Origin of the sequence: Lacihabitans lacunae (genome assembly GCF_042649125.1) — a bacterium.
Classification (GTDB): Bacteria; Bacteroidota; Bacteroidia; order Cytophagales; family Spirosomataceae; genus Leadbetterella; species Leadbetterella lacunae.
In genome coordinates this window covers 2908812-2924102 of record NZ_JBHRYQ010000001.1, presented here as the reverse complement: position 1 = coordinate 2924102, position 15291 = coordinate 2908812, and the positions used below count along the sequence as shown (strand labels likewise).

The following is a 15291-nucleotide window of genomic DNA, read 5'->3' as shown; positions in this document are numbered from 1 at the left end:
GATGCTTAAACTTTAACGTGTTTTTTTGTGATACATATCTTTTACTATGGTAATTCAAACTTGTTAACATTTAGGCATTGGAACAAAAAAAAATTAACGAGAAAAAATATTTTTAAAAAAAAATATCTTCGTCTAAGTAATTAAAATGCGACTTTCTGGCGGTTTTTAGACTCGTTTTTAACAATCTTTGTTGATGACAATAAAATATTCCATTTTTTTTCAGTCAATATTTTGTGGTTAAAAAAAAACGTTCTACTTTTGCATCTCCTTTCGAAGAGGGTTTGTTCATTGATATCAAATAAGGGGGTGTACCAGAGTGGCCAAATGGGGCAGACTGTAAATCTGCTAGCTTACGCTTACGGTGGTTCGAATCCATCCGCCCCCACAAAAAATGCAAGTATAAAGCGGGAGTAGCTCATTTGGTAGAGCGATAGCCTTCCAAGCTATAGGTGGCCGGTTCGAGCCCGGTCTCCCGCTCTAAAAAAAATTCCATTAGCCTTTGTAGCTCAGTGGTAGAGCACTTCCTTGGTAAGGAAGAGGTCGGCAGTTCAATTCTGCTCAAAGGCTCTTCTGTAAAAATTGGAATATTGCTTCGTAGTCTGAAAAATAAGGCTACATTGATTTATTGGAATTTTAATTTTGAACAACATAAATTTTATCAAATAAAATGGCAAAAGAAAATTTTGACCGTAGTAAGCCTCACGTAAACATTGGTACTATTGGTCACGTCGATCACGGTAAAACTACATTGACTGCAGCGATCACAACGGTTCTTGCAGGAAAAGGTCTTGCTAAATTGAGAGATTTCTCTTCAATTGACAATGCACCTGAGGAAAAAGAAAGAGGTATTACTATCAATACTTCTCACGTTGAGTATGAGACAGCTAACCGTCACTACGCTCACGTTGACTGTCCTGGTCACGCCGATTACGTTAAGAACATGGTTACTGGTGCTGCCCAAATGGACGGTGCTATTATAGTTGTTGCTGCTACTGATGGACCGATGCCACAAACTCGTGAGCACATCCTTCTTGCTCGTCAGGTAGGTGTTCCTCAACTAGTAGTTTTCATGAACAAAGTTGACTTAGTTGATGATCCAGAACTTCTTGAACTAGTTGAAATGGAAATCAGAGAACTTCTTTCGTTCTACAAATTTGACGGTGATAACATCCCAGTTATTCAAGGTTCAGCATTAGGTGGTCTTAATGGAGAAGCTTCATGGGTTGCTAAAATCGAAGAGTTGATGGAAGCTGTGGATACATTCATTCCACTACCTGCTAGAGCTACTGATAAGCCTTTCCTTATGCCTGTTGAAGACGTATTCTCGATCACAGGTCGTGGTACTGTTGCTACTGGTCGTATCGAAACTGGAGTTATCAACTCAGGAGATCCTGTTGATATCTTAGGTATGGGTGCTGAAAACCTTAAATCTACTGTTACTGGTGTGGAAATGTTCCGTAAGATCCTTGACAGAGGAGAAGCTGGTGATAACGTAGGTTTACTTTTAAGAGGTATTGAAAAAGAAGCAATTCGTCGTGGTATGGTAATCTGTAAGCCAGGTTCTGTTAAGCCTCACACGAAATTCAAAGCTGAGGTTTACGTACTTTCGAAAGAAGAAGGTGGACGTCACACTCCATTCTTTAACAAATACCGTCCTCAGTTCTACTTCAGAACAACTGACGTAACTGGAGAAATCTTCTTGCCTGAAAACGTTGAGATGATTATGCCAGGAGATAACGTTACTATCACTGTAAACCTTATCAATGCAATTGCAATGGATAAAGGTCTTCGTTTCGCGATTCGTGAAGGTGGACGTACAGTAGGTGCTGGTCAGGTTACTGAAATCTTAGAATAATAATTATTCTTATTATATATTAAAGCACTCCTTTACGGAGTGCTTTTTTTGTTTATATTCAAATGCAGAAAAAAAACGCAATCGTTTTTATACTAATAACCGTACTGATTGATGTTATTGGTATTGGTATCATCATACCTATTATTCCTTCGCTCATTCAAGAGCTTACCGGCGGTGATGTTAGTCAGGCTTCCTCGTATGCATTGATTCTTGTCTTCATTTATTCGTTCATGCAGTTTATTTTTTCACCTATTATTGGTGGTTTAAGTGATCAGTATGGAAGAAGACCCGTTTTGCTATTCTCACTTTTTGGTTTCGGTATTGATTATATTTTGCTTGCTTTGGCTCCTACAGTAGGTTGGCTTTTTGCGGGAAGGTTGATTTCCGGTATCACTGGTGCAAGTTTCTCTACAGCTAGTGCTTATATAGCAGATATAACTGAGCCCGAAAAAAGAGCTCAAAGCTTTGGTATGATAGGAGCCGCATTTGGACTTGGATTTATCATTGGGCCATCTTTGGGTGGTATATTAGGCGAGTTTGGTAGTAGGGTGCCTTTTTGGGTTTCTGCTGGGTTATCTCTGATTAACTGGTTGTATGGCTACTTTATTCTTCCTGAATCATTAAAGCCTGAGAATAGAAGGAAGTTTGACTTCAAAAGAGCAAATCCTATTGGTAGTTTAATGAATCTTAAGAAGTATCCGTTTATACTAACACTTGTGGCATCGTTGTTTTTGGTATATGTGTCTGGATATGCCACTCAAGGTACGTGGTCATTCTACACTATTGAAAAATTTGGTTGGTCGGAGATGGAGATAGGTTTATCTTTGGGTTTTGTTGGTTTGATGGTGGCGATTGTTCAAGGCGGTTTAATAAGGGTCATTATCCCTAAATTTGGTAAAGAAAAGGCATTGTTTTTTGGACTTGCAATTAATTCTATTGGTTTATTAGCATTTGCTTTTGCTAGTTCCTCCTGGATGATGTATGCCATTATGGTTCCCTTTGCCTTGGGTGGTATTGCCAATCCTGCCTTTCAAGGGATTATCTCAAGTCAAGTAAATAGTAATGAGCAGGGAGAGCTTCAGGGTGCATTAACTAGTCTAATGAGTGTGGCAGCTATTATTGGCCAACCCTTAATGCTAGGTTTGTTTCGAGTATTTACCAAAGAAAATGCGGTATTGTATTTTCCAGGAGCACCTTTTTTTGTAGGGAGTATACTGTCAGTTATTAGTTTATTTTTAACAATTCGAACAATTAAAAAAGAAAATTTAAAGTAAACGTTGTTAGAAAGAAAAAAAAGACTAAATTTGCAGCCCGAATAAGTACATATACAGGTATAGTTTAAAGGTAGAACTACGGTCTCCAAAACCGTCGGTCTGGGTTCGAGTCCTAGTACCTGTGCAAAATTAAAGAAACGCATTTTGGTGTTTCGGAAAAACAATTAATGTATAATGAATAAAGTAGTTCAGTTTTTTAAAGATTCTTGGCACGAGGTAATGCACGAAGTTACTTGGCCAAAAATGAGTGAATTACAATCTAGTGCCACGCTAGTATTGATAGCGTCTATCATATTTGCATTGGTAGTAGGTGGTATGGATTTTATTATTGATAATGCCTTAAGGCTGTTATATCAATCCATATAAGTTTTAAGTAAAATTATGAGTGAATTTAACTGGTATGTAGTAAGAGCTGTTTCTCAACAAGAGAAAAAGATAAAAAACTATATCGAAAATGAAGCTAGTAGAAGAAAATTGACGGATTTTATCCCTGAGATATTAATTCCCTCTGAAAAGATTGTTACCGTAAAAAATGGTAAGAAAACGGTAAGAGAAAAGAATTTTTTCCCTGGTTATATTTTGGTTAATGCTAACCTTAACAATGGTGAGGTTCTTCACTTAATTAAAAGTATTCCGGGTGTTATTGGTTTTTTGGGTAAAAACGGTGGAGCTTCTATCGAACCTGAGCCTTTAAGACAATCTGAAGTAAATAGAATTTTAGGTATACAAGTTGAAAACCAAGAAGAGTCAATCGATTCAGGTGTATCATTTGTACAAGGTGAATCTGTGAAAGTTATCGACGGGCCTTTCAATGGTTTTGAAGGTAATATTGAAGAGGTTTATGACGATAAAAAGAAATTGAGTGTTAGTGTTAAGATATTTGGTAGATCAACTCCAGTTGAACTGGGTTATTTACAAGTTGAAAAACAATAATATTTTTAAATAAGAGTTTTAAAAAGGATAGGCATAAAATGTTTATCCTTTTTTTTATGTTTTTTTTTACTTTTTTAACATTTATGAAGCAACTAAATTGACCTTAAGAGCATCTTTTGCTCAACTACTCCAGATTTCAGGCCTGTTATTTTTCGTAGTTCCTTTAAATATTTTTTTAGCCATTCATGTATTATGGTTTCCTTTTATGTATAAGCTAATACCTTGTAATGCATAATACTTTAATTTTGAATCATAAATAAAGCTATTACATTAAAATTAATTACAGTTATGAAAAAGTTATTTAAGTCAATCGTTCTTGTATGTTTATCAGTTTCATTATCATTTGCTACTGAGATAGCCACTAAACAGCCAACTTCTTTTGAAGTAGGAATGTATAATGTCAAAAACTCTAACCTTTTAAAGGTATTTGTTGAAAAAAAATCTCGTGAGGTTTTATGCCTTAAAATCAAAAATGTCAACGGTGATGTTGTTTTAAATCAATACTTTGGCAAAAGAGATAAGAAAGTAGGAATGGAAATTGATCTTGAAGCATTAGAAAATGGCAAGTATCAAATGGAATTTTCTACTAAAAATGAAAGTTACATTAAGGAAATTGAAGTTAAAAAAGGCAAAACTGTCCAATTGGACAAGAAGATTATTTTATAGTTTAGGTTTAGGAAATACAAGAGGTGGCTTTTAGCCGCCTTTTGTTTATTTTAAACTATATTTTTTTCTAATTATATAAAACCTCACAAAACCGATTAATGCTAGCAAGCTTAAAGGTAATATAGTATTTATCAATTGCCATTTATTTCGCTCGTCACGTGTTTTTAGTTTGTCTAAAGGTCTTATCTCTACACTTTTGTTTTTAGAAGCTATCAGGCCATTTTCGTTGAGCATATAATCTATCGTATTCATCACGAAGTCTTGATTTCCGAATTGATGTTGGCTTAGCTTATCAAACCCAAGTGGAAATGGATTTCCTGATTTTTTATCTACCTCGTTTACTATAATATCCCCGTCTGAGCACACCATTATTTGAGTTTGTGGCGATTTTTTCAATATACCAGAACTCGAAAAGCTATTTGCAAACAATGAGCTAAACTCTCCAGAAACTAAGTATGCTATAGTTTTTACCCCTTTGTTGTATTCTGCCTGATCTGTATCTGACCTTGCTTCGTTATAAGTGATAAGGGCGGGAGCATTTAAAACCTTTGTATATTCTGAAGTTTTTAATAATGGAGTTTTTACTAAGCCATCATTTTTATTAACTACATCTATGTCCGCCGAAAACTTGGCATAAACCATGTCGAGATTTTTTGTGATTGGACTATCCCCAAAGTTATTGATTAAAGGGAAATACCTAAATGGAACCGGTTGAATGTTTGGCCTATCTCCCATATTTCCAACTACCAGGGGTATTACAGCAGCATTTAAGCCATCTTTTATTATGTTTTTGTTGATTCTTAAACCATATTTAAAAAACATGTCATCCATGTTTATGTCTAAAGGTTTGGCAAAAGAACCTTCTAAGCCCATTGTATCCACATTTAAACCATCAACAAAAAATAATGCCTTACCTCCAGACATTATATATTGGTCTATTTTGAATTTTGTGCTATCGTCTATAGTTCTGTCTGGTTTCGGTAAAATCAGTGCGTCTAGGCCTTCAAAAGTGGGTGATTGGGTTGCATTGATAATAAACAAATCGTAGTTTTCTTGGAGACTTGTTATTAGTCCTGCAAAGTTTATGGGTTTTAAACTAGTGAATTCTGTAAGTAAACCAATTTTCTTTTTTTCGGTGTTGGTTAGTTTCTTTATAGTTGATGCTAAAGTATACTCTACATTTTCGTAGGCTTGATTTAGCTTTGTTTGGGCATCTGCGGCTTGGTTTGATTTTAATAAGAGCACGACTTTTTCCTTGTCTTCGTAACTGACAGTGGCATATGGAAAGATTAGGTTCTCAGATTTTTTACCTCCCACATTCTCGTAAATATTGGTTGGTTGCATGCCTTTGTCAATTAATTCTTTGAACAAAGCATTTCTTTTCTCCTCGGTACTTTGAGCGTACGGATTTATAAATTGATAGTTGAGGTTTTTTCCTCCTTCTATTTTGAATTCTACTAAAGTTTCTTCTATCGCTTTTTTTAATCTTTCAAATCCACCGGGTAGATCATCGCCATCTAAGTAGACATTAACCTGCACAGGACCGCTTAAGTTTTGAAGCATATTTTCGGTGGCTTCAGATAATGAATATTTCTTGTCTTGGGTTAAATCAATTCTGAAAAAAAAATATACAGATATTAGATTTACAGCTAATACCAAGAGTGTTATAGAAAAATTCTTTTTTAAATTATTGGGCATGAATTACATTCAAATTAAGCCCAAAATTACATTAATTTTGTGAATAAATTAAATATAATAAAATGCAAACGGCTGATTATTGGAAATTGAAACTCGATTTACTGCCTCATCCCGAAGGTGGTTTTTATAAAGAAACATATAAGGCAAGTGAAGTTATTTCAAAAGATAGCCTTCCCGCACGGTTCGGTGTTGATAGGTCAATTTCAACTGCAATATATTTTTTGTTAGAACAAGGTGATATTTCTGTTTTCCATAAGATTAAATCTGATGAACTTTGGCATTTTTATGCGGGGCAAACTTTGGAGGTTTTTTGTATTGATTTAGATGGAAAGCTAACCGTTTATAGACTTGGAAATAATTATGATGCTGACGATAGTTTTCAAGTAGTAGTGCTTTCTAATTGTTGGTTTGCAAGTAAACCTGCCACTGATTCCACCTATAGTTTAATGGGGTGTACGGTGGCTCCGGGGTTTGATTTTGAAGATTTTGAAATGGCAAATAGAGAAGAATTAATCGCTATTTATCCCCAACATGCTGAAATAATTACTGCACTAACGCATAATACTTACCCTGCGAAGCAATAATTAAATTCATTATATTAAATTTGTGCTTTATTAATAATTGAAATATGTTACAGAGAATTCAATCTTTATTTTTATTGGTAGCTGCTATAGCTATGGTGGTGTTTTTGGGAACAAACTCGTTTGTGAAAGAACTGGGGCCAAATGAAAATGTTGTAGTTAACCCTTACCATGTTTTTCATGCGAAAGGTCAACTTGCTATGTATGATAAGCCGCTTTACTATATTGCAGTATTGGGAGTTTTGGCTTTTGGATTGTCTATATTTACTATTTTTCAATACAAAAATAGATTAAGACAAATGCTTTTGGTTGCTCTTAATTCGCTTTTGATTGGTGTAGCATTAGCTGCTACAGTTTGGCATATCCAAAAAGACGCATTAGTGATCGGTGACCCGAGTAATCAGGGTGCGTACAGCTACGGTATGTGGGCCGCTTTTATAGCACTTGCATGTAACTGGATAGCAAACAGATTTATAAAAAGAGACGAAAAGTTAGTTAAAGACGCAGATAGAATGCGTTAATCAAAAAATATGCGTGTAGTATTTATGGGTACGCCCGACTTTGCTGTGGCAAGTTTAGACCATTTGGTAAAGGGCGGAATTGAGGTAGTTGCTGTTATTACGGCCCCCGATAAGCCGGTGGGAAGAGGGCAAAAGATGAGTGAGTCTGCAGTGAAAAAGTATGCTGTGGCTCATGATATTCCAGTTCTACAGCCAGAGAAATTAAAGAATGGGGCCTTTATTGAAGAACTCAAAAGCTTTAATGCAGACCTGCAAGTTGTGGTAGCTTTTAGAATGCTTCCGGAGGTAGTTTGGGCTATGCCACGCCTTGGAACTATTAACTTGCATGGATCACTATTGCCACAATATAGAGGTGCAGCACCCATAAACTGGGCGATTATAAATGGTGAACAAAAAACAGGCGTCACTACTTTTTTTATTGAAAAAGAAATAGATACGGGTCAAATTATCTTTAAAGAAGAAATAGAAATTGGCGAATCCGAAGATGCTGGAAGTCTGCACGATAGGATGATGGAAATCGGAGGGATAGCATTATTAAAAACAGTAAATGCTATAAAAGAAGGTAACTATACCCAAACACCTCAAGACTTCTCTTCGGATTTAAAAGCGGCTCCGAAAATATTTAAAGAAACTTGTAAAATAGATTGGACACAAAGTGCTTCTACAATATTTGATTTTATCAGGGGACTAAGTCCGTATCCATCAGCTTGGACTTTGATGGGAAATAAGCAATTAAAGATTTTTAAAACAGCAAAATGTGCAGAAGCTGAAATAACTGAAGATTTTAAGGAATATGATTTTGCAGATGAAAGCCTAAAAATGTTTAGTGATGGCAAAAAAGCGTTAATTGCTAAAACTGGAGATGGCTGTTTGTCAATTTTAGAGTTGCAGTTAGAAGGCAAAAAGAGAATGGGAGTAGAGGAGTTTTTGAGAGGCTATCGGTTTGAATAAAAAATAAAAAACCGACTCTAAAAGTTTAAAGCCGGTTTGTTGGTTTTTAATTGTTGATTCTAAGCCAAATTCTTAATTGAATATATATTTATTCTCTGACAACATTGCGTCAGCTATTCTTCTTCTTGCGTCTTTTGTGTTCATAGGTTCTATTTTCGTAAATCTCTTTAGACCCATTAGCATTACCCTTAGTTCATCGCCTTCGGCGTAAGCTTGTATGGCTTCTCTACCTGCTGATTGACACGTTAACACGGCATTTTGCAAGTTAACCATAGCCATGTCTTTTTGTAAGCTTACTGCTTCATCTCCTTTCATTCCGATTAGCTTTTCCACTCTCAATAGTGCTGATTCAGCTACATAGATTTCGGTAATCATATCAGCTACGTTCATTAGTATTTCTTGCTCATGTGATAGCTTCATCATGAATTTCTGTACTGCAGAACCTGCGATCATTAAGGCTGCCTTTTTAAGGTTTTTAAGCACTTTCTTTTCAGCTCCGAAAACTTCGTCTTCGTCAGGACTACTGAAATCTGGAATAGACATTATTTCTTTTCCAACTGCAGTAGCAGGTCCCATAAGGTCTAACTCTCCTTTCATGGCTCTTTTCAGATACATGTCAAGGATAAGCATACGGTTTATCTCGTTTGTTCCTTCAAATATTCTATTGATTCTTGAGTCTCTGTAGGCTCTTTCCATAGGAGCATCTGCCGAATAACCCATTCCACCATAGATTTGTAGCCCTTCATCTGTAACTAAATCTAAAGTTTCTGATCCGTGAACTTTCATGATAGCACACTCTATAGCATATTGTTCCAATGCTTTAAGTTTTGCTTCTGCATCGTTCATTCCTTCTTCTTTGAAGGTGTCTATTAAATCGTCGATATTTTGTCCGGCTCTGTAACATGCTGTTTCACAAACCCATATTTTGGTTGCCATTTCAGCCAACTTGTGCTTGATAGCTCCAAATCTACCAATTGATATTCCAAATTGCTTTCTTTCGTTTGCGTAGTTAATAGCGTGATTTAAAACACCTTTTGAACCACCAACTGCTGCAATACCAAGTTTGATACGGCCTATGTTAAGAATATTTACTGCTATTTTGAAACCATTTTCTCTAGTAGAAAGTAGATTTTCAACTGGAACCATACAGTCGTTAAAAAACACTTGACGCGTATCAGAGCCTTTGATCCCAAGTTTGTGCTCAGGCTCATTCATTGTAATTCCGCCGAAATCTTTTTCAACTATAAAAGCCGTAAGGTTTTTATCGTCGTCGATTTTAGCAAAAACAATGAAAATCTCTGCGAAACCACCGTTAGTGATCCACATTTTTTGTCCAGTGATTTTATAGTACTTTCCGTCTTCAGTTAAAACCGCTTTGGTTTTACCTCCGTTTGCATCTGAACCCGAATCTGGCTCAGTTAAGCAATAGGCTGCTTTCCAAGCTCCTGAAGCTAGATTGGGCAAGTATTTTTGTTTTTGTTCTTCGTTTCCGTAGTATAGAATAGGAAGGGTACCAATTCCTGTATGAGCACTTTGTGCTACTGAAAATGAGTGTCCAGCACCTAATACTTCAGCTACTAGCATAGAAGTGTTAAAATTCATTCCAAAGCCACCATATTCTTCAGGAACAGCAGTTCCTAAAAGCCCTAATTCACCTGCTTTGTCCATTAGACTTGAGATTAACTCAGGCGACTTGGCGTTGTCTATTTCGTCTAGTATTGGATGAATTTCAGTTTTAAGAAAATCTCTACATGTATCAGCAATCATTTGCTGCTCTTCATTAAACTCTTCAGGTATAAAAACTTGACTAGCTAAGGTTTCTTTAATTAAAAATTCTCCTCCTTTTAATGATGATTTTTCGGCTGTTGTTGACATATTGTAATTTGTATTTAAGATCGAAAATATTAGTATGCTTGCATACCTTTTACAAATTAAAAACAAAAAATAATATTATGCAAGCATACTAATATTTATTTTAGTAAAAAGTCAATTTTAATTCAAAATATGAGGAATGGGAGTCAAAAATTTGGTACAAATATTATCCTGCCAAATATAAAGTTGAATGTTTTGTTGCTTTAGTTTTGAGTTTAAATAAAAAAGAAGTCTATGATTACTCACAGACTTCTTCGTCAATTAGTAAATTATGTATATTTATTCTTTTTCAAGTTTATCGATGAATCTATTAAATTCTTCTACAAACTGAATGTAATATTCTCCGGTACCTGGTCCGCTAAAGCCGGTATGCACTTTTCTTACAATTCCTTTTTTATCAATGACGATAGTGGTAGGGAAACTTATGATTTTGTTGAGCATTGGAAGTTTTTCTGAAGCGTCAGACTTGTCATTTTTTCCTGCTATCAAAACAGGATAGGTAACGCCAAAGCGTTTTTTCATTTTGGCTATTTTTGGTAAAGCAAATGCCGGATCGGTTGATTTTTCAAAAGCTAAACCGATGATTTTAATTTCTGGATGTTTTGTACTAAAGTCTGCCAAAAACTTGGTTTCGTCCATGCAGTTTGGGCACCATGAACCTAATACTTGAACAATCGTTATTTTACCATTATAAGCCTCGTCGTTTATAGAAATTTGTTTTCCGTTTTCGTCAGCAAAACTAAAGTCAAGTTTTGTGTAACCTGGTTTTAGATAAGTTAAAGTGTTGGCATCTGGCAATTTTGCATTACTATCAGCTATGCCTTCCCAAGTTTCTAAATAGGTAATACTTGAGCAGAATTTTCCATTTACTAATTTATCTCCTTCAATTTTGGCAGTGAATAAAAAAACGTGGTTTCCATCAAAGCATGATAATTTTAAGCTGTCGCCATCTATTACACCGTCTAGGTATCTGTAGTCTCCAGTAGTTGTTAAAAACGTACCCGTAACTTTTTCGCCATTTTGTTTAAATAGTCCAACGGCTTGATAAGTAACGTCGCCATCAATGAAATTAACAGCATATTGAGTAGCTATTTCCTTTATTCCGGCTGAGTTTTGTGTGGTTTTAAAACGATTGGGTTCACCTAAAACTGCCGTGAATTCCGATTGACGGATACTTAAATCTGCCATTTTCTTTGAAAAAACACCGTGAAGGGTGCTGTCTGATATTTTTGCGATTATTTCAGCATCAAATAGTTCCATTCTAAGATGAAGCGAATCATTTGAAATAAATAAGGTATCAAAGGCCAGTTTCTCATCTCCATTTACTGCGAAAGCTTTTAAGGTGTTCTCCTCTTTTTCTATTTCTAAAAAAAACGGCAATGTACCTGCCACTGTTGGAACCTCGGCACGCCAAAGGCCAGCATTTAGCTTTGGATCTGATTTACAAGAAAATACGATTAATGAGAGAATAAGTATGCGTAATATATTCATTTAAATACCTTTGGTTTGAGTACGCAAATAAAGCTAATAATTTTTATTTGCGAGAATTATGCTCATAAATAAGCTTTCCGTCTGGGCTATATTCACGAATTGTATATGATTCTGAATCGTCAAAAATATCTCTTGGATGTTGAATCTCTTTTTTTCTACGGTTGCCCGTCGGATAGTATTCTACCCATTTGCCTACTTTTTTGCCTTCGTCGTATCGGCCTTCTTCGGCTAATACGCCAGAATCGAAAAACCTCCAATAATCGCCTGTTTGTTTACCATAAATTACAGGAATCACTTCGTCTATTTTGCTAGAGTCGGAGCTATGATAGGTGATGATTGACTCATCAAAAAAGCCTCTCTTGTAGGTTTCTTTGTTTAATAGCATGAAGTCTTTGTCGTATTCTACCCATCTGCCGTCTTTTACCCCTTTGTAGTAAAAGCCTTCTTTCATGAGGTTTTCACCGCGGTATTCTTTGTATGGGCCGTGCAAAAGCGTATTGGTTCGTTTGTCTCGGGCTACTGCTTCCACTATTTTTTTAGTCTTGCTATCGTACCAAGTTAACAGTCTGTGATAGGGATTAGGGTCTTCAAACTCTTTTAAAACATAAAACTCAATGTATTGCAATCTGCTTCCAGAGCCACGTTTAAATACGCGTTTTTCTACCGGAGTTTTTTCGTAGTTTTTACCATCAAAAATCTCCTCTTTGGCTTTCTTTATTGCTTTTTTTGCCTTTCTGCCTTTTGCTTTTGCATTATTTGCCAAGTCGGGGAGCGACTCATTAAAGAACTTTTTGGCATCTTCTATTGAACTAATTTTATTGTCGCCAGGCAAAGACACAGAGGCTTTGGGTAAACTTATATCTACCGGAGCTACGCTCTCGATTTTTTGCTCGAGCGACATTTTTTTTCTTTCTGCTTTTCTTTCCTCTTTGGTTTTTGCCTTGGGCACCACATCTTGGGCGAAGCTCTGGGTAGAAACCGCCAATATTAAGAGATATAACTTTAAAAATAACTTCATTTTAAGCTTGTACTATTGTACTTTTGTGTAGTAAATGGTTCATTTTAAAACGCAAAAATCATAAAAAAATTGGAAACTTCCGATAAAATATATGTAGCAGGGCACAACGGCATGGTAGGCTCGGCTATAGTCAGAAAACTAGAAAGCTTAGGTTTTACGAATATTTTGAAAAGATCGTCAAAAGAATTGGACCTAAGGGTTCAGGAGGATGTTTTTTCTTTTATGGATACCGAAAAACCAGATTATATTTTTTTAGCTGCTGCTAAAGTAGGAGGAATAGTTGCTAACAATACCTACAGAGCAGATTTTATTTATGAAAATATTCAAATTCAGAATAATGTAATTCATGCGGCTTACAAATGCGGTATTAAAAAACTGATGTTTTTGGGTTCTTCATGTATTTACCCTAAAATGGCCCCGCAGCCACTCAAAGAAGAATATTTGCTGACGGGCCTTTTAGAAGAAACAAATGAGCCTTATGCCATTGCAAAAATCTCGGGCATAAAAATGTGTGAGGCATATCGTGACCAATATGGTTGTGATTTTATATCGGTGATGCCGACTAACCTCTATGGGCCAAATGATAACTATGACCTTCAGAACTCACATGTGCTTCCGGCTATGATTAGGAAATTTCATGAAGCTAAGTTAGCAGGAGATGCTCAAGTAGAACTTTGGGGTACGGGGTCGCCAATGCGTGAGTTTTTGCATGCAGATGACCTTGCCGAGGCTTGTGTGTTTTTGATGGAAAACTATAGTGACAAACAGTTCGTGAATATTGGAACTGGGGTTGACGTTACCATAAAAGAATTGGCCGAGACCATCAAAAAAGAGGTGGGCTACGAAGGCGAAATTTATTGGAACACCGACAAACCTGACGGAACGCCTAGAAAACTTATGGATGTAAGTAAAATAAATGGCCTCGGCTGGAAACATAAGTTGGATCTATCTGAGGGGATTAAGTTGGTGTACGCCGAATATAAAGAGAAGCACAAATAGCCAGATGAAAGCAGAATGGTTTGAGCTCTGGTTTGATACTCCGTATTACCATATTTTGTATAAAAGTAGGGGAGACGAGGAGGCACAAAAGTTAATAGATAATTTAGAAAAGCACCTTGGTTTTAAAAAAGATTGGCTTTTCTGTGATATGGCATGTGGCAAAGGCCGTCATTCGGTTTACTTAAATAGTAAAGGATATGACGTTATTGGACTTGACCTTTCACCAAATAACGTTTGGCACGCCCAACAATCTGAAAATAATCGCCTTCAGTTTTTTGAGCATGACATTAGAGAGGTTTTTAGAGAAAATGAGTTTGATGTTATGCTTAATCTATTTACCAGTTTTGGGTATTTTGAAGAGCAATTGGAAAATCAAGAGGCGGTAGTTGCCATGGCAAAAAATATCAAGCCTGGCGGCACGATGGTCATTGACTATATGAACAGCCGAAAAGCTATTGAAGATTTCAATACGCATTATGAGAAAAAAGTAAACGATATACTTTTTAACATCGACAAAAAGATAGAGAAAGGATTCATCTTTAAAAAGATTAGTTTTTCAGACAAAGGAGAAGACTTTTCTTTTGAAGAAAGAGTAAAGCTGTTATTTCTCGACGACTTTGAGATGTTCTTCAAGGCTGCAGGATTAGAGCTGGTAAATGTTTACGGCGACTATCAACTTGAGTCATATGACGAGCACCAGTCTGACCGAATGGTGATGGTTTGTAAAAAAACGCATTTAGGTGTAAATATTAGTAAATGAAAAATATTTCTTCTTGGTTTAGTTTTGCTATGTTTACTGTGCTTCCGTTGCTGAGTACTTCTATTTTGAGTTTTTATGCCCTTAAATACCAAGATTTTTTCTTTGATTTAACTCCTATTCATTGGCTGGGTTTAAGTATTTTGCTAACGTTCGGTTCGGCTTTGGCTTTATGCCCTCCTACTTTTTTGGCTATCATTTTAGGGTATTTTAAAGGTTTTTGGGCCATGCCTTATTTGTTAATTATTAACATGGGTGCCATTGCTATCATCTTTTTTTTGAGTAAACTGCTTAACACCGCTTGGTTTGAAAACTTAATTGATAAAAACGCAAAGGCAAAGCACGTTTTGACCCAAATAAAAAAAGAGGAGCTTAAGTTTATATTTTTTGCCAAACTTTCTCCAGTTTTACCATTTGCACTTACTAACTTAGTTTTTGCTATTTCCGGTGCAAGGTTTAAAAACATACTCTTTGCTGGGTTTTTAGGCATGATTCCCCGCACGCTGGTGGCGGTTTATACCGGAGCACAAGCCAAAGAATTACAAAGTTTACTAGAGAACCCCAATCAAAATTTCACTACCCAAATCGTTATTTTTTCTTTGGTCTTGATTTCGGTGTGGGGTTTAGTGATAATATTAAAAAAGGCTTTTTTGAAGCCAACTGATCAACTATGAC

The 15291-nt window shown here is 36.0% G+C and carries 15 protein-coding genes and 4 tRNA genes; 15 read left to right on the top strand and 4 right to left on the bottom strand.

Annotated features, from left to right (window positions below):
- The first annotated feature begins 302 nt into the window (after positions 1–302).
- From ACFOOI_RS12800 to ACFOOI_RS12760, 9 genes are all read left to right on the top strand, one after another.
- A tRNA-Tyr gene (locus ACFOOI_RS12800) sits at positions 303–385 on the top strand.
- Between the two features lie 19 nt (positions 386–404).
- Positions 405–477, top strand: a tRNA-Gly gene (locus ACFOOI_RS12795).
- 18 nt (positions 478–495) lie between these two features.
- A tRNA-Thr gene (locus ACFOOI_RS12790) sits at positions 496–567 on the top strand.
- Between the two features lie 100 nt (positions 568–667).
- Positions 668–1855 (top strand): elongation factor Tu, encoded by a 1188-nt coding sequence (gene tuf / locus ACFOOI_RS12785; RefSeq protein WP_379838371.1) that lies wholly within the window; start codon positions 668–670, stop codon positions 1853–1855.
- A gap of 62 nt (positions 1856–1917) precedes the next feature.
- Complete coding sequence (locus tag ACFOOI_RS12780) at positions 1918–3129, top strand: TCR/Tet family MFS transporter (protein ID WP_379838370.1); 1212 nt, start codon at positions 1918–1920, stop codon at positions 3127–3129.
- A gap of 53 nt (positions 3130–3182) precedes the next feature.
- Positions 3183–3253, top strand: a tRNA-Trp gene (locus ACFOOI_RS12775).
- A 50-nt stretch (positions 3254–3303) separates the two neighbouring features.
- Positions 3304–3495, top strand: coding sequence for a preprotein translocase subunit SecE (secE, locus tag ACFOOI_RS12770; RefSeq protein WP_379838369.1), 192 nt, complete (start codon positions 3304–3306; stop codon positions 3493–3495).
- 15 nt (positions 3496–3510) lie between these two features.
- Positions 3511–4062, top strand: coding sequence for a transcription termination/antitermination protein NusG (gene nusG, locus ACFOOI_RS12765; protein ID WP_379838368.1), 552 nt, complete (start codon positions 3511–3513; stop codon positions 4060–4062).
- Between the two features lie 288 nt (positions 4063–4350).
- The gene (locus ACFOOI_RS12760; RefSeq protein ID WP_379838367.1) at positions 4351–4728 is read left to right on the top strand and encodes a hypothetical protein; all 378 of its coding nucleotides are present in this window, start codon (positions 4351–4353) and stop codon (positions 4726–4728) included.
- Between the two features lie 45 nt (positions 4729–4773).
- Here the strand turns inward: ACFOOI_RS12760 and gldG are convergent, their stop codons facing one another.
- Positions 4774–6426: a gliding motility-associated ABC transporter substrate-binding protein GldG gene (gldG, locus tag ACFOOI_RS12755; RefSeq protein WP_379838366.1), complete on the bottom strand. Its 1653-nt coding sequence runs from the start codon at positions 6424–6426 to the stop codon at positions 4774–4776.
- 62 nt (positions 6427–6488) lie between these two features.
- Here gldG and ACFOOI_RS12750 point away from each other — a divergent pair, with 62 nt between their 5' ends.
- From ACFOOI_RS12750 to fmt, 3 genes are read left to right on the top strand one after another with little or no spacing between them, the layout of a single operon-like run.
- Positions 6489–7010, top strand: coding sequence for a cupin domain-containing protein (locus ACFOOI_RS12750; protein ID WP_379838365.1), 522 nt, complete (start codon positions 6489–6491; stop codon positions 7008–7010).
- Between the two features lie 44 nt (positions 7011–7054).
- A complete protein-coding gene (locus ACFOOI_RS12745; protein WP_379838364.1) occupies positions 7055–7528 on the top strand; it encodes a DUF4293 domain-containing protein in 474 nt (157 codons plus the stop codon).
- A 9-nt stretch (positions 7529–7537) separates the two neighbouring features.
- Positions 7538–8479 carry a methionyl-tRNA formyltransferase gene (fmt, locus tag ACFOOI_RS12740; RefSeq protein ID WP_379838363.1) on the top strand — a complete coding sequence of 314 codons (942 nt, stop codon included), beginning with the start codon at positions 7538–7540 and terminating at the stop codon, positions 8477–8479.
- Between the two features lie 72 nt (positions 8480–8551).
- On the opposite strand, the gene ACFOOI_RS12735 is transcribed toward fmt, so the two are convergent.
- The 3 genes from ACFOOI_RS12735 to ACFOOI_RS12725 form a co-directional block, all read right to left on the bottom strand.
- Positions 8552–10354 carry an acyl-CoA dehydrogenase family protein gene (locus tag ACFOOI_RS12735; RefSeq protein WP_379838362.1) on the bottom strand — a complete coding sequence of 601 codons (1803 nt, stop codon included), beginning with the start codon at positions 10352–10354 and terminating at the stop codon, positions 8552–8554.
- Between the two features lie 276 nt (positions 10355–10630).
- Positions 10631–11842: a TlpA family protein disulfide reductase gene (locus ACFOOI_RS12730; RefSeq protein WP_379838361.1), complete on the bottom strand. Its 1212-nt coding sequence runs from the start codon at positions 11840–11842 to the stop codon at positions 10631–10633.
- Positions 11843–11885: 43 nt separating this feature from the next.
- Complete coding sequence (locus tag ACFOOI_RS12725; RefSeq protein WP_379838360.1) at positions 11886–12860, bottom strand: toxin-antitoxin system YwqK family antitoxin; 975 nt, start codon at positions 12858–12860, stop codon at positions 11886–11888.
- Between the two features lie 69 nt (positions 12861–12929).
- Here ACFOOI_RS12725 and fcl point away from each other — a divergent pair, with 69 nt between their 5' ends.
- Genes fcl through ACFOOI_RS12710 form a run of 3 tightly spaced genes read left to right on the top strand, consistent with a single transcriptional unit; the run spans position 12930 to position 15290 of the window.
- Positions 12930–13859, top strand: coding sequence for a GDP-L-fucose synthase (gene fcl / locus ACFOOI_RS12720; protein WP_379838359.1), 930 nt, complete (start codon positions 12930–12932; stop codon positions 13857–13859).
- A gap of 4 nt (positions 13860–13863) precedes the next feature.
- Positions 13864–14619, top strand: a complete 756-nt coding sequence (locus ACFOOI_RS12715; RefSeq protein ID WP_379838358.1) for a class I SAM-dependent methyltransferase — start codon at positions 13864–13866, stop codon at positions 14617–14619.
- On the top strand, positions 14616–15290 hold the full coding sequence (locus ACFOOI_RS12710; protein WP_379838357.1) for a TVP38/TMEM64 family protein: 675 nt from the start codon (positions 14616–14618) through the stop codon (positions 15288–15290). The genes ACFOOI_RS12715 and ACFOOI_RS12710 overlap by 4 nt, the downstream gene beginning before the upstream one ends.
- Position 15291 lies beyond the last annotated feature (1 nt).

What these genes read in the sequence shown, in the direction of transcription:
- ACFOOI_RS12760 (WP_379838367.1), top strand. Translation starts at nt 4,351, where the DNA reads ATGAAAAAGTTATTTAAGTCAATCGTTCTTGTATGTTTATCAGTTTCA.
- ACFOOI_RS12780 (WP_379838370.1), top strand. Translation starts at nt 1,918, where the DNA reads ATGCAGAAAAAAAACGCAATCGTTTTTATACTAATAACCGTACTGATT.
- ACFOOI_RS12735 (WP_379838362.1), bottom strand. Translation starts at nt 10,354, where the DNA reads ATGTCAACAACAGCCGAAAAATCATCATTAAAAGGAGGAGAATTTTTA.
- nusG (WP_379838368.1), top strand. Translation starts at nt 3,511, where the DNA reads ATGAGTGAATTTAACTGGTATGTAGTAAGAGCTGTTTCTCAACAAGAG.
- gldG (WP_379838366.1), bottom strand. Translation starts at nt 6,426, where the DNA reads ATGCCCAATAATTTAAAAAAGAATTTTTCTATAACACTCTTGGTATTA.
- ACFOOI_RS12730 (WP_379838361.1), bottom strand. Translation starts at nt 11,842, where the DNA reads ATGAATATATTACGCATACTTATTCTCTCATTAATCGTATTTTCTTGT.
- secE (WP_379838369.1), top strand. Translation starts at nt 3,304, where the DNA reads ATGAATAAAGTAGTTCAGTTTTTTAAAGATTCTTGGCACGAGGTAATG.
- fmt (WP_379838363.1), top strand. Translation starts at nt 7,538, where the DNA reads ATGCGTGTAGTATTTATGGGTACGCCCGACTTTGCTGTGGCAAGTTTA.
- ACFOOI_RS12750 (WP_379838365.1), top strand. Translation starts at nt 6,489, where the DNA reads ATGCAAACGGCTGATTATTGGAAATTGAAACTCGATTTACTGCCTCAT.
- ACFOOI_RS12715 (WP_379838358.1), top strand. Translation starts at nt 13,864, where the DNA reads ATGAAAGCAGAATGGTTTGAGCTCTGGTTTGATACTCCGTATTACCAT.
- ACFOOI_RS12745 (WP_379838364.1), top strand. Translation starts at nt 7,055, where the DNA reads ATGTTACAGAGAATTCAATCTTTATTTTTATTGGTAGCTGCTATAGCT.
- tuf (WP_379838371.1), top strand. Translation starts at nt 668, where the DNA reads ATGGCAAAAGAAAATTTTGACCGTAGTAAGCCTCACGTAAACATTGGT.
- ACFOOI_RS12725 (WP_379838360.1), bottom strand. Translation starts at nt 12,860, where the DNA reads ATGAAGTTATTTTTAAAGTTATATCTCTTAATATTGGCGGTTTCTACC.
- ACFOOI_RS12710 (WP_379838357.1), top strand. Translation starts at nt 14,616, where the DNA reads ATGAAAAATATTTCTTCTTGGTTTAGTTTTGCTATGTTTACTGTGCTT.